This window comes from Phenylobacterium conjunctum, assembly GCF_042679085.1.
In the GTDB taxonomy this organism is placed as follows: Bacteria; Pseudomonadota; Alphaproteobacteria; order Caulobacterales; family Caulobacteraceae; genus Phenylobacterium; species Phenylobacterium conjunctum.
This window is the reverse complement of sequence record NZ_JBHTLQ010000004.1, coordinates 63,355-82,346: the sequence shown is the minus strand read 5'-3', so window position 1 is coordinate 82,346 and position 18,992 is coordinate 63,355. Positions and strand designations below refer to the sequence as shown.

Genomic DNA, 18,992 nt, shown 5'->3' with positions numbered 1-18,992 from the left:
AGGTCCCAAGACATCTTCCGTCCGGAGACTTCCCATGAACCTGCGCCCGGCCCTCGCCGCCGCCGCCCTACTGGCCTTCGCCGGCGCCGCCCAGGCGGCCACGCCCGCGCCCAAGGTCAGCATCTCCAGCTACGCCCAGCTGAAGACCCCGCTGCCCTATCCCTATGACGAGGCCGCCAGCGCCGAAGCCGTCGACGCCGCGGTCGCCAAGGCCAAGGCCCAGGCCAAGAAGTCCGGCAAGCTGTTGCTCATCGACCTGGGCGGCAACTGGTGCGGCGACTGCCGCGTGCTGGCCGGCACCCTCGACCTGCCGGAGATGCAGCGCTTCGTCGACAAGCACTATGTCGAGGTCATCGTCGACGTGGGCCGGTTCAACAAGAACCTGCAGGTCCCGGCGCACTACGGCATCACCCAGCGCCTGGAGGGCGTGCCCAGCCTGCTGATCGTCGATCCCAAGACCGACAAGCTGCTCAACCAGGGCCAGGTTTCCAAGCTGTCCGACGCCCGCAACATGACCCCCCAGAGCCTGGCCGACTACCTGGCCAAGTGGGTGAAGTAGGGTTCTACGCGGGCTGGAACAGCTCGATCGGGTTGCCGGATGGGTCCTCGACCAGGACCTGTCGGCCGCCCGGCCCGGTGATGATCTCATTGCGGAACACGGCGCCCGCCTCGCGCAGGCGGGCCACGGTCGCCTCGATGTCCTCAACGGTCAGGACAAACCGGTTCCAGCCGCCGGGCTCCGGCTGGCGGCCGTCCGGCATGGGCCGCGCGGCGGAGGCCTGCGGGCCCGCGACCCACAGGGTCAGATCGTCCCGCGCCAGGATGGCCATGGCCGGCCCGAACTGCTGACGCAGCTCAAACCCCAGCAGGTCGACAAAGAAGCGGATCGAGCGGTCAACATCGCGGACCAGATAGCGGACCTGCGCCATGGGCGTCCTCCAGGTTGAGCCTCAGCCTGGCGCCATCCGAACATGAAGAAGCCCGCCGGGGCAACGGCGGGCTTCTCTTTTGGGGGCCTCGGGAGAAGGCCCCGGCTGGACCGCGGGGGGGCAGGAGCGGTCGAGCCGGTCTCGAATTCCGGTCTTAGCGGGCGGCCATCATCGACGGGGTGATGGCGGCGGCCTTTTCCTGGGCCTCGGCGACCACCGCGGCCTGGCAGGCGCGGTTCGGGGCGCGGGTGCCGGGCGTGACGCGGCAGACCGTGCGGGCGGCGTCGTGGGCGCGCTGGGTGAAGATCTTCTGGCCGGTCGGGCTGGCCAGGTTCAGGTCGGAGACCTTGATCACGGCGGGCTGGGCGTTGGCCGAGGTGGCGAGGGCGATCATGGGCAGGCCGGCCAGAAGCAGGGTGGCGACGGCGGCGATGGAACGGGTCTTGGACATTTGGGCTCTCCGGTCTGAATTTTGTTTGGCCGTTTCTGTGCGGCCGATGAGTTTGTTCTACTGAAGATCGGCGATATAGTCTTGTTAAGTCGGTGTAATGACGCCGATTTAACAGAATTACATGGGTGTAATGTCTTCTCGAATATTTACATAACTTACTTGCCTGTAATGATCCCTGCGGGCGGGGGATGACAGTCGTCCATGCTCGATCCATGCTCGTCCATGTGGACGTCATTCTGATCACCCTCGACCAATTCCGCGGCGACTGCCTTTCGGCGGCGGGCCATCCCTTGGCGCGGACTCCGAACCTTGACCGCCTGGCGGCCGAGGGCGTGCGGTTCGCGCGGCACTACAGCCAGGCCGCGCCCTGCAGTCCGGGCCGGGCCAGCCTGTACACAGGCACGTACCAGATGAACCACCGCGTGGTGGGCAATGGCGCGCCCCTGGACCGGCGGCTGGACAATGTGGCCTGGGCGGCCCGGCGGGCGGGCTATGTCCCGACCCTGTTCGGCTATACCGACCAGGCGGTGGACCCGCGCGAGGCGACCGGCCCGGAGGATCCGCGCCTGCTGACCTGGGAGGGGATCCTGCCGGGCTTCGAGGTCGGGCTGAACTTCGCGACCCACGATCCGGGCGTCTGGGTCCGTTGGCTGCGCGACCTGGGCTACGAGGTCCCGGATGACTACGAGGGCGCCGTGGGCGGCGAACCCGGCCGCCCGGCCGAGCACAGCCTGTCAGCCTGGCACACGGACGGCCTGATCGACTGGATCGACGCTCAAGCGGGCCCGCGCTTCGCCCACCTGTCCCAGCTGCGCCCGCATCCGCCCTATGCGGCGGCAGGGTGGTACGCCGACCTCTACGCCCCTGAGGACATGCCCGCGCCCATCGCGATGGGCGAGACCCGTCACCGGCTGCACGACAGCCTCAGGCGCTCCGTCCTGCGGGCGCCCGACGACCCCGCCGAGATGGCGAAGATCCAGGCCCAGTACTTCGGCATGATCCACGAGGTCGACGCCCAACTCGGCCGGCTGTGGAAGGCCCTGGAGGACCGCGGCCTGTGGGACGACACCCTGATCATCGTCACGGCGGACCACGGCGAACAGCTGGGCGACCACGGCCTGATCCAGAAGGGCGGCTTCTTCGAGGCCAGCTATCATATCCCCTGCATCATCAGGGACCCGAGGCGGCCCAAGGCGCATGGAACCGTGGTGGAGCGGTTCACCGAGAACGTCGACATCCTGCCCACCCTCTGCGAGGCGATGGGCGTGGCCATTCCAGCCCAGTGCGACGGCCTGCCCCTGACGCCCTTCCTGGCCGGCGAGGATCCGCCCTGGTGGCGCGAGGCGGCGCATTGGGAGTTCGACTGGCGTGGCGCGGCGATTCCACTCGGACCGCACCAATGGCCCTGGGACCGCCGGCTGGAGCGCCAGAACCTGGCTGTCCGGCGCGATGAGACCACGGCCTATGTCCAGTTCGGCGACGGCTCAGCCCTGTGCTTCGACCTGGAGGCCGATCCCACCTGGCGGACCCCGGTCACCGACCCGTCGTTGATCCTGGCCAAGGCGCAGGGGATGCTGGCCTGGCGGCATCAGCACCTGGACCGCACCCTGACGGGCCTGCTCGTTCAGGATGGCGGGGTCGGGCGTTGGCCCGATGGGGTTCAGGCCGGATAGAGCTGGGGCCGCAGGGGCTGGACCCGGACCGGCAGGCCGGGCGCCAGGGCGAAGCTGAGTGTCTCGGCGCGCACCTTCAGCTCCACCACGCCCGAGGTCAGGCGCACATTGGCCCGGATGTCCTGGCCGCGGGCGGAGACGCTCTCCACCTGGCCGGCGATGCCGGGTTGGTCGGCTGGGGCGATGGCCACCTCGTCGGGGCGGAACATGACCAGCACCTGGCCCTGGGGCGCGGTCGCGGGCGCCGTGGTGCGCCAGCCGGCGACGGCCAGTTGGGCGCCTTCGACCGTGCCCTCGAACCGGCAGGCCGAGCCCAGGAAGTCGAACACGTGCGGGTCGGCGGGGTTGTCATAGACCTCGTCCGGTCGGCCGAGCTGGACCAGGCGACCGTCCTTGAGGATCGCCACCCGGTCGGCCATGTCGAGGGCCTCGTCCTGGTCGTGGGTGACGAAGACGGTGGTGACTCCGGCCCGGTCATGCAGCTCGCGCAGCCACTGGCGCAGGTCGCGGCGGACCTTGGCGTCCAGGGCGCCGAAGGGCTCGTCCAGCAGCAGCAGGCGCGGCTCGATGGCCAGGGCCCGGGCCAGCGCCACGCGCTGCCGTTGGCCGCCGGACAACTGGGCCGGATAGCGCTTCTCCAGGCCGGGCAGTTGGACGAGGTTCAAGAGGTCGCCGACCCGCTCGCGGATCGCCTTGGCGCTGGGGCGCTCGGCGCGCGGCCGCACGGTCAGGCCAAAGGCGATATTCTGGGCCACGGTCATGTGGCGGAACAGGGCGTAGTGCTGGAACACCATGCCCACCCGGCGCTTGCGGGCGGGCAGGGCCAGGAAGTCGCCGCCGTCGAAGCGGATCTCGCCCTGGTCCGGCGTCTCGAGCCCCGCCAGCACGCGCAGCAGGGTGGTCTTGCCCGAGCCCGAGGGACCAAGCAGGGCCAGGAACTCCTTGTCGCGCGCCTGCAGAGAGACGTCGTTCAGGGCCGGGAACCGGCCGAACGTCTTGGAGATCCCGCGGATATCCAGGGCGAGCTGCGAGGCGTCAGGGCTTGCGGGCAGGGGAAAGGTCATCGGCGTGCCGCCATTCGAGCGCTGTCTTCAGGATGAGGGTGAGAAGGCCGAGACCGGCCAGGACCGAGGCGGCCGCGAAGGCGCCGACATAGTCGTAGTCGTTGTAGAGGACCTCCACATGCAGGGGCAGGGTGGTGGTCAGGCCGCGGATGTGGCCGGAGACGACGGAGACCGCGCCGAACTCGCCCATCGCCCGGGCGTTGCAGAGCAGGACGCCATAGAGCAGGGCCCAGCGGATGTTCGGCAGGGTCACGCGCCAGAAGGTGGCGAAGCCCGAGGCGCCCAGGGTGATGGCCGCGGCCTCCTCGTCGGAACCCTGCTGCTGCATCAGCGGGATCAGCTCGCGGGCGACAAAGGGCAGGGTGACGAACACCGTCGCCAGCACGAGGCCGGGCAGGGCGAAGATGATCTTCAGGTCGTGGTCCATCAGCCAGGTCCCGAACCAGCCCTGAGCCCCGAACAGCAGCACCCAGACCAGGCCCGACACCACCGGCGAGATGGAGAAGGGCAGGTCGAGCACCGTCATCAAGAGGTTGCGGCCGACGAACTCGAACCGCGTCACCGCCCAGGCCGCCGCCACGCCGAAGATGGCGTTCAGGGGCACGGAGATGGCCGCGACCGTCAGGGTCAGGCGGATCGCGGCGAGCGCGTCCGGCTCCTTCAGGGCGGCCAGGTAGGCCTCGGTTCCCTTGGACAAGGCGTCGTGGAAGACGGTGAACAGCGGCAGGCCCACCAGCACCGCCATGATCACGGTGGTGGCCAGGACGAACAGGGGCGCAAGGCCCGGCAGGCGCACGAGGGGCGCACGGGCCGTGGGGCGCTCAGGCCCCTCGCGGTTGGGAACTTCGCGGGCGGGGGCGAGGCTCATGCGCGGCCCCTGCGGACCAGGGCGTTCTGGGCGATGTTGACCACCCCCAGGATCGCGAAGGCGGCGCCGACCATGGCCAGGCCCACCGCCGCGGCGCCGGCATAGTCGTACTCTTCCAGCTTGATGACGATCAGCAGCGGGGCGATCTCGGTCTTCAGCGGCATGTTGCCGGCGATGAACACCACCGAGCCGTACTCGCCTACCGCCCGGGCGAAAGCCAGGCTGACGCCGGAAATCAGGGCGGGGAAGAGGGTCGGCAGGACCACGCGGGTGGTCCGCTGCAGGTCGGTGGCGCCCAGGGTGCGGGCGGCTTCCTCGACCTCGGTGTCCAGGTCCTCAAGCACCGGCTGCAGGGTGCGAACCACGAAGGGCAGGCCGATGAACACCAGGGCGATGAAGATGCCGAGCGGGGTGTAGGCGATCTTGATCCCCGCCTGGGCGGCGAGCGACCCGATCAGGCCATTGGGCGCATAGATGGCGGTCAGGGCGATGCCGGCCACCGCTGTCGGCAGGGCGAAGGGCAGGTCGACCAGGGCGTCGAGGATGCGCCGTCCCGGAAAGGCGTAGCGGGTCAGGGTCCAGGCGATCAGCAGGCCGAGCGGCGCATTGACCAGGGCGGCGAGGGCCGACAGGCCGAAGCTGAGCTTCAGCGCCGCCAGCACCCGAGGCTGGGTCAGGGTCTCGATCACCCCGGACAGGCCGATCTCCGCCGGCCGAAGGGCCAGCGCGATCAGCGGCAGCACGACGATCAGCCCCAGCCAGGCCAGGGTGATCCCGATCGCCAGGGGAAAGCCCGGCAGGATGGAGGGCTGGACGAGGCGCCGTCCGGGCCGCGCGACCGCCGCCGTCATGCGTAGATCTGGTCGAAGACGCCGCCGTCGGAGAAGTGGACCTTCTGGGCCTTCTTCCAGCCGCCGAAGGCCTTGTCGACGGTGACCAGCGGGATCTGCTTGAACTGGCCGGCGTACTTCTTGGCCGCCGCGGCTTCACGCGGGCGGAAGAAGTGCTTGCCGATGATGTCCTGGGCCAGCGGGCTGTAGAGGAAGTTCAGATAGCCGGTGGCCAGGGTGCGGGTCTTGTGGCGGTCAACGTTCTTGTCGACCAGGGCGACCGGCGGCTCGGCCAGGATCGACATCGACGGATAGATCACGTCGAAGTTCGGGCCGAACTCGTCGATGGTCAGCTTGGCCTCGTTCTCCCAGGACAGCAGGACATCGCCGATGCCGCGCTGGGCGAAGGTGGTGGTGGAGCCGCGGGCGCCCGCGTCCAGCACCGGCACATTCTTGTAGAGCTTGCGCACGAAGTCCCGGGCCGCGGCGTCGCCGCCCTTCTTCTGGCCGAAGGCGTAGGCCGCCAGATAGCTCCAGCGCGCGCCGCCCGAGGTCTTCGGATTAGGGGTGATGACGCCGAAGCCCGGCTTCACCAGGTCGCTCCAGTCCTTGATCCCCTTCGGATTGCCCTTGCGGACCAGGAAGACGATCGTGGACACGTACGGGGTCGAGTTGTTCGGCAGGCGGCTCTGCCAGTTGGCGGGCAAGAGCTTGGCGCGCTCGGAGATCTCGTCGATGTCGGCGGCCAGGGCCAGGGTGACGACGTCGGCCTCCAGGCCGTCGATCACGGCGCGGGCCTGCTTGCCGGAGCCGCCATGGCTCTGGTTCACGGTCACCGTCTGGCCGGTGCGGCCCTTCCAATACTTGGCGTAGGCCGCGTTGATCTCCTTGTAGAGCTCCCGCGTCGGGTCGTAGCTGACGTTCAACAGGGTGGCCGGCGCCGGCGCGGCCTGGGCCACGCCCGCGGGCGCGACCGCCGCGGCCTTGGCGCCGGCGGCGATATCGCGGCGGGTGAGTTCAAGCTTCGACATGGCGGCCCCTCATGGTGGTGTGGTGACACCGGGGGTGTAACCTCTGTAATTCCATATGAGCGATAGGAATAAAATGGAATGCCTCGCAGAAATTCTGCGGGCCGGCGCGATAGACAAGGTGGTTGCGCGCCGATCTCGCCCGGCGCGGGCGTCGCGTTGCCTAGACGTCAACCGCTGTCTAGCCTAAGCGAAACCCAACAGGGTCAAAGGCCGGAGGAAACCCAAGATGCAAGGCAGGATGCAGGACTGGCCGCTTACGGTCGATCGCATCATCGATCACGCCAAGTCCTGGCATGGCGGGCGTGAAATCGTCACCCGCTCGGTGGAAGGTCCGATTGTGCGGACCACCTATGCTGAGGTCCACGGCCGGGCCAAGCGCGTGTCCAACGTGCTGCGCAACCTGGGCGTCCAGCAGGGCGACCGGGTCGCGACGCTGGCCTGGAACACCGCCCGCCACATCGAGGCCTGGTACGGCATCATGGGTATCGGCGCGGTCTGCCACACCCTGAACCCGCGCCTGTTCTCCGAGCAGCTCGTCTACATCATCAATCACGCCGAAGACCGGGTCATCTTCACCGACCTGACCTTCCTGCCGGTGCTGAACCAGATCCGCGACCAGATCCCGACGGTGAAGCAGATCATCGTCTTCACGGACGCGGCGCACATGACCGCCGAGCTGCCCGGCGCGCTCTGCTATGAGACCCTGGTGGGCGAGGCCTCGGACCAGTGCGCCTGGGGCGGCTTCGACGAAAGCACCCCGGCCGGCCTCTGCTACACCTCCGGCACCACCGGCAATCCGAAGGGCGTGCAGTACTCGCACCGCTCGAACTTCCTCCACACCCTGGTGACGATGGGCGCGGACGTGCTCGGCATCGGCGCGCGCGACACCGTGCTGCCCGTGGTGCCGATGTTCCACGCGAACGCCTGGGGCGTCGCCTTCTCGGCCCCGGCCGTGGGCGCCAAGCTGGTCATGCCCGGCCAGAAGCTGGACGGCGCCTCGATCCACGAGCTCCTGGAGACCGAGCAGGTCACCTTCTCGGCGGCCGTGCCGACCGTCTGGCAGATGCTGCTGCAGCACCTGGAAGCCACCAACGGCAAGCTCTCGAGCCTGAAGCGCGTGGTCATCGGCGGCTCGGCTGTGCCGGAAAGCATCGTGCGCCGGTTCCGCGACGACTATGGCGTCGACGTCACCCACGCCTGGGGCATGACCGAGACCTCGCCGCTCGGCACCCAGGCCACGCCCAACGCCGCCATCGCGGCCATGAGCGAGGAAGACCAGCTCCGCTTCAAGCTGAAGCAGGGCCGCCCGCCGCTCGGCATCGACCTGAAGCTGGTCAATGACAACGGCGAGCGCCTGCCGCACGACGGCTCGACCTTCGGCAAGCTGATGGTCAAGGGGCCCTTCGTGGTCGGCGAATACTTCCGCGGCGACGGCGGCGAGATCCTCGACGGCGAGGGCTATTTCGACACCGGCGACGTGGCGACCCTCGACGAGCATGGCTTCATGCAGATCACCGACCGCTCGAAGGACGTCATCAAGTCCGGCGGCGAATGGATCAGCTCCATCGAAATCGAAAACATCGCCGCGGGCCATCCCAAGGCCGAGCTGGCCGCCGTCATCGGCGTCTTCCACCCTAAGTGGGACGAGCGCCCGCTGCTGCTGGTCAAGCTGAAGTCCGGTGAGACCGCCACCAAGGAAGAGTTCCTGAAGTTCCTGGAAGGCAAGATCGCCAAGTGGTGGATGCCCGACGACGTGGTCTTCGTGGACGACATCCCGCTGGGCGCCACCGGCAAGATCGACAAGAAGCTGATCCGTCAGCGTATGGCGGACTACAAGCTGCCGACCGCCGCCACCGCCCCGGTGGCCCTGGCCGCGCCGCCGGAGCCGAAGATCTACGCCCCTGATCCGGAGCCGCCGCCCACAGCGGAGTTTCCGGTGGAGCCGGCGGCCTGGAGCCCTCAGGCTCATCCGGTCCAGGCGGAGACGCCCCACGGTCTGACGGTGATCGAACCGACCCTGGCCGCCTTCCCCGCCACCCAGGAAGAGTCGGAGGCCCGGGCGGACGCCCACGTCCCTTTCGCCGTTGAGCCGTCGGCCCTCGCGCCCTCGGCTCCGCCCCCGCCTGAAATCGAGGCGCCCCTGACGCTCGCGTCAGAGGCGCCCATCTACGCCGCGCCGTTGCGCCGCAAGCCCGCCCGCAAGCCCGGCGGCACGGCGGACGGCTATCTGACCCTGGCCGCGCTTGTGGCCCTGGCGCCCGCCGTCATGGTCGCCGCGGCCATGATCTGCACCCGCCTGGGCCTGATGGACTGGAAGACCGGTCTTGGGGTGCTGACGCTGGAATGGGCGCCCAAGGTGGCTCTGCTCAGCGTCGCCACCGGCCTGATCGGCGTGATCCTGGCCCTGTTCGCCGGCTTCGCTCGCCATGGCCTGAAGGCCTTTGTCGTCCTGCTGATCAGCCTGGGCATGCTGGGCGGCTATCTTTGGATGCGCCAGGCCCAGGTGACCAATCCGCCGGTCAATGACGTCTCCACCGACTGGGCCAAGCCCCTGACCTTCTCCCAGCGCATGATGCGGGAGCGGGGCGCGGACGCCATTCCGGTGGAGATCGACCCGGTGATCCCCCTGGGCTCCCAGGTCTTTGCGGGGCGCCGGGTGGCCGACGTCAACGCCGAGACCTGCGCCCAGGCCCGGCCCCTGGTCCTGCCCGGCGACACCCGCCAGGCCTACGCCCGGGCCAAGGCCGCCATCGAGGGCGCGGGCCTGGCCCTGGTCACCGATGATCCCGTCGCCGGCCGGCTCGAGGCCACCGCTCGCAGCCTGGCCTTCGGCCTGCCCAACGACCTCGTGGTGCGGGTGCAGCCCGATCCCCGCGGCGCGCGCGTCGACCTGCGGGCCATCGGCCGGACGCCGACGCCGGATCTGGGCGCCAATTGTGGCCGGATCGAGCGCCTGATCGGGCTCATGCGCGGCGCGGTTTGATCTTCGTCAAAGCGCCGATTCCAAGCTGAGCCATTCTGGATGGGCGAAGAGGAGATCGCCCATGTCCCAGTTCCAGCAAATCTATCTCGACGGCGTCATCGCCGCCTTCTCGCTGTTCGCGATCACGCTGGCCGGAACCACGATCTGGTCGAAGCTGAAGGGCTGACCTCTTCCGGGTTCGTCCCGGCAGGAATTTGCGTAAGCGTCTGACGCGTCCGGCCAACGGCCCCCGCGTCATCTCCGAGGCGGACCGTCCCCCCACATCCCGCCCCGGACCGAGCCACCCGGCCGCCTTGCGGTCGGTGGCTTGGGCGCCTCGCTCCGAAAATCGTCCGTCGCCATTGGCGTCCTCCTGGGCGCGGACGGTTCGGCGCGGCGGGCCGGCCTCAGGGTCGGTCCGCCGATCGCCACGACCCCGGTCGCGCCCGTCGCGACCGGGGTTTCGTGTTTCTGGGCGGCGCGTCCCTGGCGTTGTGCGCAGGAGGTTTGCGACAACCTGCCACACCCGATGAAAGGTCCGATTAACCTTGCCGCAAAGGCGCAGGTTTACGCGGGGTCTACTTCAGCACCGACAGGGGGCGATCCCCAGGGTGTGGCCTGGGAGACCACCTGATGCGTTTCGGCGACCTTCGAATTCCGACCAAGCTGATGGTGGTGTTCGCTGTCATGCTGGCCACAATCGCCGTCATGGGCGTGACCCTGTTCTCCAACAATATGGGCTTCCAGCGCTCGGTGGAGCGGATGAACCGCGCCTACTCGGCGGTGGAGGCGGCCAACACCGCCGCCTTCCGTCTGACGCGCCAGGAGAACTCCCTGCGCGGCTTCCTGCTGTCCGGGGACGACTACTACGTCAAACGCCTGGAAGAGGCGCACAAGCCCAAGTTCCTGGCCGCCATCGACGAGCTGCGCACCCTGGCCGGTGAAGATGACGCGGCCAAGGGCCGGGTGAAGGCCATCGAGGACGCCTACGCCAACTACCGCGCCGTCGCCATCGAACCCGGCGAGCAGCTCGGCGTCGATCCGGCGACCCGCCCGCAGGCCGTGGCCCTGGTCGCCCACGATGGTCCCGCCGACAAGGCGGTGGAGCCGGTGGAAGACGCCATCCAGGCCGTCGTTGACGAGGCCAAGGCCCAACTGGACATCGAGACCAAGGCCCAGGCGGCCACCCTGCGCATTTCGAACATCGCCCTGGTGCTCGGCATTGGCCTGACCGCGGCCATCGCCATCGGCGGCGGGCTGACCCTATCCGGCTCTATCGCCGCCCCGGTCACCGCCATGACGGCGGTGATGCGCCGGCTGGCCTCTGGCGACAAGACGGTCGACGTGCCCGGCGTGGGCCGCAAGGACGAGGTCGGTCTGATGGCCGCCGCGGTGCTGTCCTTCAAGGAAGCCGCCATCGCCAATGACCGCCTGGAGACCGAGGCGCAAGCCGCCCGTCGCGAGAGCGAACAGGCCCAGGCCGCCAGCGAGGCCGAGCGCCAGCGCACGGCCGAGGAACAGTCCCAGGTCGTGGAGACCCTCGCCACGGGCCTGGCCCGCCTGTCCGAAGGCGATCTGGGCGCCCGCATCGACGCCAGCTTCTCGGGGCGCTACGCCAAGCTGAAGGACGACTTCAACGCCGCGGTGTCCACCCTGGAGGCCGCCATGTCGGCCATTTCCACCGCCACGGGCGGGGTGCAGTCCGGCACCGAGGAGATCGCCCAGGCCTCCGACGACCTGTCCCGCCGCACCGAACAGCAGGCCGCCAGCCTAGAAGAGACCGCCGCCGCGCTCGAGGAGATCACCACCACCGTCAACCAGACGGCGGCGGGCGCCCGCGAAGCCTCCAGCGTGGTCGCCAAGGCCCGCGCCGACGCCGAACGCTCCGGCGACGTGGTGAGCCAGGCCGTGGCGGCCATGACCCAGATCGAAGAATCCTCGGGCCAGATCGGCCAGATCATCGGCGTGATCGACGAGATCGCCTTCCAGACCAACCTTCTGGCCCTGAACGCGGGCGTCGAGGCCGCCCGCGCCGGCGACGCCGGCAAGGGCTTCGCCGTGGTCGCCTCCGAAGTGCGCGCGCTCGCCCAGCGTTCGGCCGACGCCGCGCGCGAGATCAAGTCGCTGATCTCGGCCTCCACCGACCAGGTCAGCTCCGGCGTGCTGCTGGTCGGCCAGACCGGCGAGGCCCTGCAGCGCATCGTGACCCAGGTGGCCGAGATCGACGGCCTGGTGACCCGCATCGCCTCCGCCGCCGGCGAACAGGCCACCGGCCTTTCCGAGGTCAACAGCGCCGTCAACCAGATGGACCAGGTCGTGCAGCAGAACGCCGCCATGGTCGAGGAGGCGACGGCCGCCACCCATGGCCTACGCAAGGAAGCCGAGACCCTGGCGGGCTATGTCGGCCGCTTCCGCACCAGCGGCGGCCCGCCGCCCCGCCGGCAGGCCCAGGCGATCCGTCCGCGCATGGCGGCCTCCGGCGGCGGCCGGTCCGCGGCGCCGGCCCCCTCGGCCAGCGACGGCTGGGAAGAATTCTAGAGCCCGTGGGCCCGGTCGTGGTGGGCCACCACCGCCCGGGCCACCTCGACCATCAAGGCCTCGCGCGCCGGGACGCTGGTCCGGGTCTGGGCGATCATGACGGCGACCGCATAGGCGTGGCCGTCCGGGGCGGTCATGATCCCTACATCATTGAACCCGGTGGCCACCGGCCCCATCACCTGACCGGTGCCGGTCTTGTGCGCCAGGGTCCAGCCGCGACCTAGGCCGGCCTTCAGGCGGCTAGGTCCCGTCTCAGTCTCGGCCAGCAATTGCAGGAACAGGCCGGTGGTGTCGGCCCCCAGCAGCTTGCCGTCATGCAGCCGACCCAGGGCGCTGACGATGCCGTTAGGCGAGGCCGCGTCCGGCGGATGGGACAGGTACTCGTCCAGGGACGCCCGGCGGAACTCCAGGGGCAGCTTGTCCCGCTCGGTCCAGAAGCTGTGCTCGAAGGAGAACTCCGGCCGCCAGTCGAGCCCGGCGGTCTCGGTCTGCATGTCGCGCTCACTGGGGCTGGCGGTGATGCCCGACAGCTTGCGCCCGTCCACCACGCCCTGGACCACGCTGCGCCCGCCGACGGTGGACAGGAGTACGTCGTTGGCGGTGTTGTCGCTCTGGCTGATGGCCCCGGACAGCAGCTGGCGGATCGAGGCGGCATAGGCCCCCGTGGCCGCCACCTTGGCGCGGATGGGCTGGTGGAAGACGCTGAGGTCCGCCTTGCGGATCACCACAGAGTCCTCAAGCGCCAGGCGGCCGCGGTCCACGGCGTCGAGCACCGCCAGGGCCACCCAGAGCTTGCTCACGCTCTGCTGGGGAAAGGCGCCGTCGCCGTCGTAGTTGACGCTCCAGCCCTCATCGAGGTCGCGCACGGCGATGCCGACCCGCCCGTCGAAGCCCTTGCCCAGGACCTGGATCCGCGCGGCGAGGTCAGGGGCGGCCAGTTCGCCGGTCGCCTGGCGGATCACCCGGCTGTCGACCTTGGGTTCCGGGGCGGTCTTGGCCGTGGGAACCAGCAGGACCAGCGACAGCAGGCCGCCCGCCACGGCCAGGCGCGGCAGGAGACGTGACAGCGGCAGGTTGGCGCGGCGGCGCGGCAAGAAGCCCCCTCGGCTTATCCATACTCGCCGGAAGTCTAGGCGCGCGGGCGGATCGGCGCGACCCTGTTCGCGCGACAGGCGCCCCGCGCCCAGCGCCGAACCACACCTTCTAAAACGACCCAGTTTGAGGCGCGACCTTGTTGCACGGAAAGTAACCTTGTGGCGATTCGCGAGAGGTCAAGGGTTAAGGCGCTGGGGGGCGTATGTCCGAGGTCGTTGTCTTTCCGCGTCGCGTGCGTCGTCGCCGTCCCACCCTGAACGAGGCCCTGCTGTTCGAGATCGCCCAGACCCTGCGCAGCCTGGGGGGTGAGGCGCATCGCGACCTGGTGGTTTCCGACGTGGCGCGCCGGGCCGGCTTCGACGCCCGCCGCCCGCCTCAGGACCTGCGGGAAGACCTGATCGAGGCTTTTGAACGCGGCAGCACCGAGGGCGGCCTAGGCTGCGGGCGGTTGTTCGAATTGCCGTTCGGGCCCGGATCGCATCGCTGGCGGCTGGCCTCGGAAGCTGCGACCGCCGAGCTGACGGATCCGCGCTTCAGCGACGCGGGCTGAGCCGCGCCGCCGTCTTTCGCCGCCAGGCCTTGAGCCGGCGGCGCCAGTCGGTCTGGGGTAGTCCGTCAGGCTCCAGCTCGCCGGCCTTGGGCTTTCGGCTCACCAGCACCTCGATGTACTCCGCCGAGATGCCCTGACTCATGTCCTCAAGCGTCCAGATCGTGGTGCTGAGCCCGCTGTGGCGGTCGAGATAGTCGGCGATGTCATAGCCCCAGTCGACGGTCACCAGAGCTCCGCGGGGATCGACCGGATTGCCGTGATAGACCTCGGGCAACAGGTGCTCCACCGCGCCGTCCTTGCGCCGGCGCGCCCGTCGCACAGAGGGCTCCGCCTTGTTCATGATCGGCACGGTGCAGATATGGAAGCCGCCCGGCTTCAGGGTGCGGGCGATCTCCTCGATGGCCCGGTCGGGGGCGAAGATGTGCTCGAACACATCCTGGGTGACCACGATATCGAACCGCGCGTCCTCGAAGGTCTGCCGCTCCAGGTCCTCCACCCGCTGGCCGAACTCCGGGTGCATGGACCCCAGTTCGTAGCCCTCGGCGTACTGGCTGGCCACATAGCCCGGCGCTTGCGAGGCCAGCCGATGGCTCGCGGCCGTGCAGGGCGAGCTTTCATGGATGGCCAGTTCGCGCCAGTTGGGGGCGATCTGGGCCAGGATGCGCATCAGCGCCCGCTCCCGGGGCTGTGAGCCGCAGCTTTGGCAGAGGAAATGGTCCCTCAGCCACGGGTCCCTGGAGATGAAGGTGGCGTCCTGTTCGCAGACAGGACAGCGCCCCTCGACCTCCAGGTGGTAGGCGGTCATCTAGACCAGCGCGCCGTGGCAGTGCTTGAACTTCTTGCCCGACCCGCAGGGGCAGGCGGCGTTGCGGCCGGTGTCTTCCCAGCCCTGGGGCAGGGCGGAAATCGGCAGGGCCTGGCGTTGTTCCGGCGACAAGCCTTCGGGCAGGGCCCCCATCTGGGCGGCGTTTTCGCCGCTCAACGGGTCCATGTGCACCTCGGTGAAGGCGCCGCGCTGCGGTTCAGGCTCGGCGAAGGTGAACTCCACCGTCATCAGCCAGCGGGTCACGTTCTGGCGCAGGTCGACCAGCAGCTTCTCGAACAGGGAGAAGGCCTCGGTCTTGTATTCGTTCAGCGGGTCACGCTGGCCGTAGCCGCGCAGGCCGATGACGTTACGCAGGTGGTCGAGATGCATCAGGTGCTCGCGCCACTGCATGTCGATCATCTGCAGCAGGAAGTTCTTTTCGACGCTGCGCATCTGGTCCGGGCTGACCACCTGCTCGCGCTCGGCGGCGCGGGCGTCGGCGGCCTTCTGGATGCGCTCCTGGATCTCCTCGTTGGCGATCCCTTCCTCGGCGGCCCACTCGGCGATGGGCAGTTGCAGGCCCAGCATCGACTGCACGTGCAGGTCCAGGCCCTCGACATCCCACTGTTCAGCATAGGCCTTGGGCGGCAGGTGGCGCGTGACCAGGTCCTCGACGGTGTCCTGGCGCATCTCGTTGATGACGTCGGACAGGTCGGCGGCGTTCATGAACTCGGCGCGCTGCTCGAACACGGCCTTGCGCTGGTCGTTCACCACGTCGTCATACTTGAGCAGGTTCTTGCGGATCTCGTAGTTCCGCTGCTCGACGCGCTTCTGGGCCGTGGCGATGGCGTTGTTCAGCCACTTGTGGGTGATCGCCTCGCCTTCCTGGACGCCGAAGGTGCGCATAATCGAGTCCAGCCGGTCGCCGGCGAAGATGCGCAGCAGGTCGTCCTCGCAGGACAGGAAGAACTTGGACCGGCCGGGGTCGCCCTGGCGGCCCGTCCGGCCGCGCAACTGGTTGTCGATGCGGCGGCTTTCGTGGCGCTCGGTGCCCAGCACATAGAGGCCGCCGGCGGCCAGCGCCTTTTCCTTCAGGTCCTTGATCTCGGCTTCGATCAGCTGGCGCTGGGCGGCGGCCTGCTCGGGGGTCGCCTCAAGGCCCAGGCCGCGCTGCTCGTCGCGCCACTTGGCCAGCTTCATGTCGATGTTGCCGCCCAGCTGGATGTCGGTGCCGCGGCCGGCCATGTTGGTGGCGATGGTCACCGCGCCGGGGACGCCGGCGTCGGCCACGATCAGGGCTTCCTGCTCGTGATAGCGGGCGTTCAGCACATTGTGCGGGATGCCGGTCTTGGTCTTACCGTCCAGCTCGTACTTGTGCTTGTCGAGCAGGGTCGACAGCACTTCGGACTTCTCGATCGAGACCGTGCCGACCAGCACGGGCTGGCCGCGGACGTAGCAGTCCTCGATCTGCTTCAGGATCGCCTCGTTCTTCTCGCGCTCGGTGCGATAGACCTCGTCGTCGTCGTCGATCCGGGCCACCGGGCGGTTGGTGGGAATCTCGACGACTTCCATCTTGTAGATGTCAGCGAATTCCTGGGCCTCGGTGGCGGCCGTGCCGGTCATGCCGGACAGCTTCTGATAGAGGCGGAAATAGTTCTGGATGGTGACCGAGGCCAGGGTCTGGTTCTCGGGCTGGATGTGGGTGCCTTCCTTGGCCTCGATGGCCTGGTGCAGGCCCTCGGACAGGCGGCGGCCCTGCATCATGCGGCCGGTGAATTCGTCGATCAGCACCACTTCGCCGGCGCGGACGATGTAGTCCTTGTCGCGGGTGTAGAGCACGTTGGCCCGCAGGGCCTGGTTCACGTGGTGCACCACCGAGACGTTGGCCGCGTCGTACAGGCCGGTCGTGTCCTCGGCCAGGTGCCCGGCCTCGGCCAGGATCTCCTCGATCCGCTCGGAGCCCTCCTCGGTCAGGATCACCTGCCGCTGCTTCTCGTCGTGGTCGAAGGTGGCCGGGTCCTTGATCATCTCCTTCACCAGAAGGTCGATGGTCTTATAGAACTCGCTGCGGTCCTCGGTGGGGCCGGAGATGATCAGAGGCGTGCGCGCCTCATCGATCAGGATCGAGTCCACTTCGTCGACGATGACGAAGTTGTGCCCGCGCTGGACCATTTCCTCGGGGTCATAGACCAGGTTGTCACGCAGGTAGTCGAAGCCGAACTCGTTGTTCGTCCCGTAGGTGATGTCGGCCTGGTAGGCCGCCTTGCGCTGGCCCTGGGACAGGCCGTGGACGATGGTGCCGGTGGTCAGGCCCAGGAACTGGTAGACCTGACCCATCCAGTCGCCGTCGCGCTGGGCCAGGTAGTCGTTGACGGTGATGACGTGGACGCCCTTGCCGGCGAGCGCGTTCAGATAGGTCGGCGCGGTGGCGACCAGGGTCTTGCCTTCACCCGTCCGCATCTCGGCGATGCCGCCCTGGTGCAGGACCATGCCGCCCACCAGCTGGACGTCGTAGTGACGCTGGCCCAGCACCCGGCGCGCGGCCTCGCGCACCACGGCGAAGGCTTCCTCCAGGATCTGGTCCAGGGTCGCGCCCTGGGCCAGCCGGTCCTTGAACTCCTGGGTCTTGGCCTTCAGTTGCTCGTCGGAGAGGGCCTGGATCTGGGGCTCCAGAGCGTTGATCTTGGCGACCCGCGCCGACATGCTCTTGACCTTGCGGTCGTTGGAGGAGCCGAAGAACCGTTGGAAGATGCTCAAGGGAAAGGTCCGGTTGATGCGGGCGGGGAGGGCGGAAGCGCCCTGATTGACCACGGATTCCGCGCTTTTTTAGGCGAGGCTGACTTAAGCAGCGGTCCCTTCGGTGTCAACGCGGCTGGCGCGTCTGACGCCGCGCCGCAAAGGATGTGATGCGCCCATGACCACCCCCCTGAACCGCTTCCTGTGGGGCGCATCCACCGCCGCCCATCAGGTCGAGGGCGGCAATGTCGGCAATGACATCTGGCTGCTCGAGAACCTTCCCGACCGCAGCGGCGGCTTCCGCGAGCCGTCGGGCGACGCCGTGGACCACTATCACCGCTATGTTGACGACATCGGCCTGTTGGCCGGCCTGGGCCTGAACGCCTACCGCTTCTCGGTGGAATGGGCCCGGATCGAGCCCGAGCGGGGCCAGGTCTCCCAGGCGGCGCTGGACCACTACGCCCGGATGGCCGACGCCTGCCTGGAGCGCGGGCTGGTTCCCCTGGTCACCCTGCACCATTTCACCTCGCCGCTCTGGCTGGCCCAGGCGGGCGGCTGGGACGAGGCCGAGGCCGCCGACCTGTTCGCGGCCCATGCCGAGCGGGTGGCCGCCCGGCTGGGCGACCGCATCGGGGCCTGGATGACCTTCAACGAGATCAACCTGTCGACCCTGGCCTACGACCTGCCCGATGCGCGGCGGGCTCGGCGGCTGGAGAAGCTGCGGGCGGCGGCGGGGCGGCGCATCGCGGCGGACAGGTTCTCGACCTTCCTGACCCATGGCGGCCGCGCGCCGGAGGTGCTGGCGCGGGCGCACAGCCTGTCCGTCCAGGCCCTCCGCGCCCAGGTCCGTGCGCCGGTTGGACTGACCCTGGCCTTGCCGGACCTGCAGGCCGAGCCGGGCGGCGAGGCGCATCTGGCGCGGGCCCAGGCCGAGACCCAGGACCGCTGGCTCGACATCACCGGCCCCGACGACTTCGTCGGCGTCCAGACCTACACCCGCGAACTGTTTGGCCCGGAAGGCCGCCTGCCGCCGCCCGATGGCCAGGCCCTGACGCTCACGGGCTGGGAGGTCTATCCCCAGGCGCTCGGTCACGCCGTCACCCGCGCCTGGTCCCGCACGGGCAAGCCCATCCTGGTCACAGAGAACGGGATCGCCACCGACCATGATCCCTTGCGGGTCGACTACACCCGCAGGGCGCTGGAGGGCCTGGCCCAGGCCCGCGGGCAGGGGGCGGAGGTCTGGGGTTACCTTCACTGGTCGGCCCTGGACAATTTCGAGTGGATGCACGGTTACGGGCCGACCTTCGGCCTGATCGGCGTCGACCGCGCGACCCAGGCCCGCCAGGTCCGCGACAGCGCCCGCTGGCTGGGCGACGTCGCCCGCACCCATCCGGAGGGACCCTGACAAAGCAAAACCCCCGGCCACGGGGACCGGAGGGTTCGCGTTAGATCAGAGGTCT

15 protein-coding genes and 1 pseudogene are annotated in these 18,992 nt (G+C 69.0%); 6 read left to right on the top strand and 10 right to left on the bottom strand.

Annotation, left to right across the window (positions count from 1 at the left end; all coding sequences use genetic code 11):
* Nucleotides 1-34: 34 nt before the first annotated feature.
* Nucleotides 35-559: a thioredoxin family protein gene (locus ACFQ27_RS02725; protein ID WP_374346969.1), complete on the top strand. Its 525-nt coding sequence runs from the start codon at nt 35-37 to the stop codon at nt 557-559.
* A gap of 4 nt (nt 560-563) precedes the next feature.
* Here the strand turns inward: ACFQ27_RS02725 and ACFQ27_RS02720 are convergent, their stop codons facing one another.
* Nucleotides 564-929: a VOC family protein gene (locus ACFQ27_RS02720; RefSeq protein WP_377352340.1), complete on the bottom strand. Its 366-nt coding sequence runs from the start codon at nt 927-929 to the stop codon at nt 564-566.
* A gap of 154 nt (nt 930-1,083) precedes the next feature.
* The gene (locus tag ACFQ27_RS02715) at nt 1,084-1,380 is read right to left on the bottom strand and encodes a UrcA family protein (RefSeq protein WP_377352338.1); all 297 of its coding nucleotides are present in this window, start codon (nt 1,378-1,380) and stop codon (nt 1,084-1,086) included.
* A gap of 212 nt (nt 1,381-1,592) precedes the next feature.
* On the opposite strand from ACFQ27_RS02715, the gene ACFQ27_RS02710 reads away from it, so the two are divergent.
* Nucleotides 1,593-3,053: a sulfatase-like hydrolase/transferase gene (locus tag ACFQ27_RS02710; RefSeq protein WP_377352337.1), complete on the top strand. Its 1,461-nt coding sequence runs from the start codon at nt 1,593-1,595 to the stop codon at nt 3,051-3,053.
* On the opposite strand, the gene ACFQ27_RS02705 is transcribed toward ACFQ27_RS02710, so the two are convergent.
* The 5 genes and pseudogenes from ACFQ27_RS02705 to ACFQ27_RS02685 form a co-directional block, all read right to left on the bottom strand.
* Nucleotides 3,041-3,262: a TOBE domain-containing protein gene (locus ACFQ27_RS02705; RefSeq protein ID WP_374347021.1), complete on the bottom strand. Its 222-nt coding sequence runs from the start codon at nt 3,260-3,262 to the stop codon at nt 3,041-3,043. The two genes, ACFQ27_RS02710 and ACFQ27_RS02705, sit on opposite strands and share 13 nt — an antisense overlap.
* A gap of 156 nt (nt 3,263-3,418) precedes the next feature.
* Nucleotides 3,419-4,117, bottom strand: a pseudogene (locus ACFQ27_RS02700) (sulfate/molybdate ABC transporter ATP-binding protein); the annotation flags it as partial.
* Entirely contained in the window at nt 4,089-4,985 is an 897-nt protein-coding gene (gene cysW, locus ACFQ27_RS02695) for a sulfate ABC transporter permease subunit CysW (protein WP_377352335.1), read from the bottom strand. The pseudogene ACFQ27_RS02700 and the gene cysW, both read right to left, overlap by 29 nt.
* Entirely contained in the window at nt 4,982-5,836 is an 855-nt protein-coding gene (cysT, locus tag ACFQ27_RS02690) for a sulfate ABC transporter permease subunit CysT (protein ID WP_377352333.1), read from the bottom strand. Before cysT ends, cysW begins: the two co-directional genes overlap by 4 nt.
* Nucleotides 5,833-6,846 (bottom strand): sulfate ABC transporter substrate-binding protein, encoded by a 1,014-nt coding sequence (locus ACFQ27_RS02685; protein ID WP_377352331.1) that lies wholly within the window; start codon nt 6,844-6,846, stop codon nt 5,833-5,835. The genes cysT and ACFQ27_RS02685 overlap by 4 nt, the downstream gene beginning before the upstream one ends.
* Nucleotides 6,847-7,072: 226 nt before the next feature.
* Here ACFQ27_RS02685 and ACFQ27_RS02680 point away from each other — a divergent pair, with 226 nt between their 5' ends.
* Both ACFQ27_RS02680 and ACFQ27_RS02675 read left to right on the top strand, forming a co-directional pair.
* Entirely contained in the window at nt 7,073-9,829 is a 2,757-nt protein-coding gene (locus ACFQ27_RS02680) for a long-chain-fatty-acid--CoA ligase (RefSeq protein ID WP_377352330.1), read from the top strand.
* 612 nt (nt 9,830-10,441) lie between these two features.
* Nucleotides 10,442-12,346, top strand: a complete 1,905-nt coding sequence (locus ACFQ27_RS02675; protein WP_377352329.1) for a methyl-accepting chemotaxis protein — start codon at nt 10,442-10,444, stop codon at nt 12,344-12,346.
* Here ACFQ27_RS02675 and ACFQ27_RS02670 read toward each other — a convergent pair.
* Nucleotides 12,343-13,440 (bottom strand): serine hydrolase, encoded by a 1,098-nt coding sequence (locus ACFQ27_RS02670; protein ID WP_374346987.1) that lies wholly within the window; start codon nt 13,438-13,440, stop codon nt 12,343-12,345. The genes ACFQ27_RS02675 and ACFQ27_RS02670 overlap by 4 nt on opposite strands.
* A 203-nt stretch (nt 13,441-13,643) precedes the next feature.
* Between ACFQ27_RS02670 and ACFQ27_RS02665 the strand changes: the two genes are divergently transcribed.
* Complete coding sequence (locus tag ACFQ27_RS02665; protein ID WP_374346988.1) at nt 13,644-13,991, top strand: hypothetical protein; 348 nt, start codon at nt 13,644-13,646, stop codon at nt 13,989-13,991.
* Here ACFQ27_RS02665 and ACFQ27_RS02660 read toward each other — a convergent pair.
* Together ACFQ27_RS02660 and secA are read right to left on the bottom strand one after the other, a co-directional pair.
* Nucleotides 13,975-14,796, bottom strand: coding sequence for a class I SAM-dependent methyltransferase (locus ACFQ27_RS02660; protein ID WP_374346989.1), 822 nt, complete (start codon nt 14,794-14,796; stop codon nt 13,975-13,977). The genes ACFQ27_RS02665 and ACFQ27_RS02660 overlap by 17 nt on opposite strands.
* On the bottom strand, nt 14,797-17,553 hold the full coding sequence (gene secA / locus ACFQ27_RS02655) for a preprotein translocase subunit SecA (protein WP_377352326.1): 2,757 nt from the start codon (nt 17,551-17,553) through the stop codon (nt 14,797-14,799).
* 157 nt (nt 17,554-17,710) lie between these two features.
* On the opposite strand from secA, the gene ACFQ27_RS02650 reads away from it, so the two are divergent.
* Nucleotides 17,711-18,937 carry a glycoside hydrolase family 1 protein gene (locus tag ACFQ27_RS02650; RefSeq protein ID WP_377352325.1) on the top strand — a complete coding sequence of 409 codons (1,227 nt, stop codon included), beginning with the start codon at nt 17,711-17,713 and terminating at the stop codon, nt 18,935-18,937.
* Nucleotides 18,938-18,992: the final 55 nt, after the last annotated feature.